Source organism: Pedobacter sp. 01T416_2, from assembly GCF_056398925.1.
The window spans coordinates 1-4,927 of record NZ_JBFTQI010000444.1; the positions used below are offsets into that span (position 1 = coordinate 1).

General features: G+C 40.0%; 3 protein-coding genes and 1 pseudogene. All 4 read left to right on the top strand.

Translation table 11 applies throughout. From position 1 onward, the window contains the following. Nucleotides 1-489: pseudogene (locus tag AC1DPQ_RS17525) on the top strand (cell division protein FtsQ/DivIB); the annotation flags it as partial. A 5-nt stretch (nucleotides 490-494) separates the two neighbouring features. Beyond that, nucleotides 495-1,853, top strand: coding sequence for a cell division protein FtsA (gene ftsA, locus AC1DPQ_RS17530; RefSeq protein WP_055915204.1), 1,359 nt, complete (start codon nucleotides 495-497; stop codon nucleotides 1,851-1,853). A gap of 130 nt (nucleotides 1,854-1,983) precedes the next feature. Next, nucleotides 1,984-3,609, top strand: coding sequence for a cell division protein FtsZ (gene ftsZ / locus AC1DPQ_RS17535; protein ID WP_477610385.1), 1,626 nt, complete (start codon nucleotides 1,984-1,986; stop codon nucleotides 3,607-3,609). Between the two features lie 165 nt (nucleotides 3,610-3,774). After that, nucleotides 3,775-4,927, top strand: a 1,153-nt coding sequence (locus tag AC1DPQ_RS17540) for an aminotransferase class I/II-fold pyridoxal phosphate-dependent enzyme (protein WP_477610384.1), incomplete at its 3' end; no start/stop codon positions are given.

Genomic DNA, 4,927 nt, shown 5'->3' on the forward strand with positions numbered 1-4,927 from the left:
ACTTATAAAACCATCAATATTAAATATACCAACCAGATTGTTTGCGAAAAAAGAGATTCGACAGAATTAGGGAAAAAAGCAAAAACAATTTCTGCAGCCGATAGTTTGAGGATACAACGAAACGTAACCGATTCACTGATCAACAGCACAATTGTGGCGGCGATGGATGACCGGCCAGAGGCAGATGAAGCCGAAAAGGAGACGCCTAAAAGAGAAGCGCCAAAAAAGCCCGAGCCTAAAAAAGCGGAAGTGAAAAAGGAGGCGCCTAAAAAAACAGTACCAGTTAAAACAGAAGTAAAAAAGCCAGCGGTTGCGCAGGCCGCCAAACCGAAGGAAACAAAGCCAGCGGATAAAAAAGAAAAACCGAAGCAAACGGTAACAACACAGCCAAAGCCGGCAAAATCTGAGGCCCAACTGAAGAAAGAGAAAGAAGCAAGAGAGAAAGAAATCAGGGCATTGGAAAAACAGTATAAAACTCAGCAAAATTAACGAATATGGACAAGGCAAAATTTACCAGTCAGTCGCCCATCGTAGTAGGATTGGATATCGGTACTACAAAAATTTGTGTTATCGTTGGTCGTAGAACACAACACGGTAAGATAGAAATCTTAGGAATAGGCAAGGCAGAATCGGCGGGTGTGACACGTGGAGTGGTTTCTAACATTCAAAAAACCGTGCAGGGTATTGCTCAAGCAGTTGAAGTAGCAAGCGGACAATCCAATGTAGAGATACAGGTGGTAAATGTGGGTATTGCTGGTCAGCACATTAAGAGCTTACAGCACAGAGGAATTTTAACAAGAAGAGAATTAAACAACGAAATCGGTAAAAAAGATATCGATAAGCTGATTGATGATATGTTTAAACTGGTAATGCCGCCGGGTGAGGAAATCATCCATGTATTGCCACAGGAATTTACCATCGATAACGAGCCGGGAATCAAAGATCCGATCGGTATGGCAGGGGTTCGCCTTGAAGCTAACTTTCATATCATTTCTGGTCAGGTTACGGCTGTAAAAAATATCATCAAATGTGTAAACAATGCAGGTCTGCAAACTCAGGATTTAATTCTTGAGCCATTGGCCTCTTCTGAATCGGTGTTGAGCGAGGAAGAAAAAGAAGCTGGTATTGCATTGGTTGATATTGGTGGTGGTACTACAGATATTGCCATTTTCCACGAAGGTATTATCCGTCACACGGCAGTTATCCCTTTTGGTGGCAATAGTGTTACCGAAGATATCAGAGAGGGCTGCTCTGTAATGCGCAACCAGGCTGAGTTATTAAAAACACGTTTTGGTTCGGCATTGGCTGAAGAAAATAAAGAAAACGAAATTATTTGTGTTCCTGGCTTACGTGGCCGCGAACCAAAAGAAATTTCGGTTAAAAACCTGGCTTACGTCATTCAGGCGCGTATGGAAGAAATTATTGAGCACGTATATTACGAGATCAAATCTTCAGGATATGAGAAAAAACTGATCGGTGGTATTGTAATTACCGGTGGTGGTGCTTTATTAAAACACTTATCTCAGGCAGTTGAATATGTAACCGGTTTAGATTGTCGTATTGGTTACCCGAACGAGCATTTATCTAAATATGAAGATATGCCTAAAACCATTTATGATGATCTGAAAAGCCCGATGTATGCAACCAGTGTAGGTTTGCTGATCAAAGGAATCCAAAAAGCAGAAGAGTTAATTGAAGAAATGAAACAGCCTGGCGTTTTTGTAGAAAAACCAAAAACAGCCAAAGAAAAAGAGAAACGCGGACCAGGTTTGTTTGATAAATTACTGGCAAAAACAAGAACTTTCATTCAGGATGACATGAATGTAAGCGATGAAGATTACTTAAAAAGTTAATTATTTTTCCACAAAAGATGAGTTTTCCACATTATCAACAGTTGTGGAAAACGTCTGTTGAAAAAGTGTTAATATTACATTGAGTAATGAACAGAATTTAAAAATTTTTAAACAACTGATTCATAAAGATATGCAGTTCGAAATGTTAAAAGATAAGTCTTCAATCATCAAGGTAATTGGTGTTGGAGGCGGTGGCGGCAACGCAGTGAACCATATGTACCTGTCTGGTATTACTGGTGTGGATTTTATTATTTGTAATACAGATGCCCAGGCTTTGGAATCTAGCCCAATACCTAACAAGGTACAATTAGGTGCTAGCTTAACCGAAGGGATGGGGGCTGGTTCTATTCCTGAGGTTGGTAAAAACTCAGCTATAGAGAATATAGATGATATTAAGGCCATGTTAGGTAGTACGACCAAAATGCTTTTTATTACAGCAGGAATGGGTGGTGGTACCGGAACAGGAGCTTCTCCAATCATTGCGAAAGCAGCTAAAGAACTTGATATTTTAACTGTTGCCATCATTACTACACCATTTTCTTTCGAAGGAAAAAGACGTAGACTGCAGGCAGATGAAGGAATGGAAGAGTTGAAAAAATACGTAGATTCTTACTTAGTTATCTCTAACGATCGCCTGCGTGAAATCTTCGGAAACTTAACCTTAGGCTCTGCCTTTGGCCAGGCCGACGATATTTTAACCACGGCTGCAAAAGGTATTGCAGAGATCATCACAGTTCCAGGTTATATCAACGTGGATTTTAAGGATGTGCGTACTGTAATGAAAGATAGTGGCGTAGCCATTATGGGTAGTTTTGCCGCTGAGGGCGAAGACCGTGCGTTACAGGCCGTAGAAGGCGCTTTGGCTTCTCCATTGTTAAAGGATAATGAAATCGAAGGTGCCCGTTATATTTTATTGAATATTAGTTCTGGTCTGCGCGAAGTAACCATGGATGAAGTTTCGATCATTACCGATTACATTCAGGAAAAAGCTGGTTTATCGGCTGATTTGATCTGGGGTAACTGTACCGACGAATCTTTAAGCGATAAACTTTCAGTAACCATTATTGCTACAGGTTTCCAAACATCAGAAGAACGCGTAAACGAAGAAAAAAATAAAAAGAAAATATCACTTTTAACACCTGAAGAAGCGCCGCTAGTTCGTCCCGTTGAACCAGTAAACTCTTTCATTCAGCCTAAAACAACGCCATCTTACGAGCCTGTTTTAAAAACGAAGGAAGAAGTTTCGCAGGCAGATCTTTTTGGTGGTATGTTCAATAAATCGGAACCTCAAAAAGTTCAGGAGCCAGAAAATAATGTGGTTCGCCATACCTTGATGGAAGAAGAACCTCAGGTAGAAGAAGCACAGGAAACCGGCTTTGAGTTTGAGGTAAAATTAGCTGAAACTAATTTTGTGTTCGAAACACCGGCTGCCCAAATGCCGCCAATGCCTGAGCCGGAAATTGAAATGCCGGTTGTAGGTTTAGATGATGACAAAAGTGATGAATCGATGGAAGAGCAATTGAAAAAATCTAAAGAACGTATTTTACGTTTAAAAGATTTAAGCATGAAATTGCGTACTACCAATGGTTTACAGGAACTGGAAAACGAACCTGCTTATAAACGCAAGCAAATGCAGTTGCAACAAGTTCAGCATTCTTCTGAATCGCAGGTGAGTAGGTTTACTTTAAGCAACGATCAGGATGGTGGTACTGAGATCAGACCTAACAATTCTTTCTTGCACGATAACGTTGATTAAAACAAACCAAATATAATTTTAAAGCCCCGAAGTAAAATCGGGGCTTTTTTGGCATAAAATTGGAGTGTTAAAAATCTTAATTAACACCTAAAAGATCATTAGGTTGATTTTAAGACGAATAAAGCTTAAATTCGCAAAATTTTATTATAAAAAACACATAATACATTGGATATATTTGATAAGATAGCAAAGCACATGGGGCCACTAGGGCAACACCAGAAATGGTCTCATGGGTATTTCTCATTTCCAAAATTAGAGGGAGAAATTGCACCTCACATGCAGTTTCGTGGAAAAGAGCATTTGGTTTGGAGTTTAAACAACTACTTAGGCTTAGCCAATCACCCGGAAGTTAGAAAGGCAGATGAAGAAGCTGCGGCAAAATTTGGTATGGCTTACCCTATGGGTGCCCGTATGATGAGCGGTAATTCAAGCTATCATGAACAGCTGGAGCAAGAACTTGCAGCGTTTGTGGGCAAACCAGATGCATTTTTATTAAACTACGGTTATCAGGGTATGGTATCTATTATCGATACTCTGGTTGACAGGAATGATGTTGTGGTGTATGATGCAGAATCGCATGCCTGTATTGTAGATGGATTACGTTTGCACATGGGTAAACGATTTGTTTACAAACATAATGATATTGAAAGTGCCCGTAAGCAGTTAGAGCGTGCTACCAAACTGGTTGAAGAAACTGGTGGTGGTATTCTTTTAATTACCGAAGGTGTTTTTGGAATGAGCGGAGCTCAGGGTAAATTGAAGGAAATTGTTGATCTTAAAAAAGATTTCAACTTCCGTATCCTGGTTGATGATGCACATGGTTTCGGTACAATGGGTAAAACCGGTGCAGGTACACACGAAGCACAAGACTGTATTGATGGAATCGATGTTTATTTTGGAACCTTCGCCAAATCTATGGCAGGTATTGGTGCTTTTGTTGCTTCAACAGAACAGATCACTAATTTTTTAAGGTATAACATGCGTTCTCAGACTTTTGCCAAGGCATTACCAATGCCAATGGTAATCGGTTTGTTAAAACGCTTAGAGTTGCTAAAAAGCCAACCTGAGCTGAAGGATAAACTTTGGGAAATTGCAATGACCCTGCAAAAAGGATTACGTGAGCGCGGATTCGATTTAGGTGTTACCGATTCGGTAGTTACACCGGTTTTCTTAAAAGGCGAACTTTCTGATGCTACTGCAATTACTTACGATTTACGCGAGAACTATAGCATCTTTTGCTCAATCGTTGTTTATCCGGTAATTCCAAAAGGTATGATCGAACTCCGTTTAATTCCTACAGCTGTTCATACACTAGAAG

Bases quoted from the DNA above. Each gene is read 5' to 3' on its own strand.
- ftsA (WP_055915204.1), top strand. From the start codon at position 495: ATGGACAAGGCAAAATTTACCAGTCAGTCGCCCATCGTAGTAGGATTG.
- ftsZ (WP_477610385.1), top strand. From the start codon at position 1,984: ATGCAGTTCGAAATGTTAAAAGATAAGTCTTCAATCATCAAGGTAATT.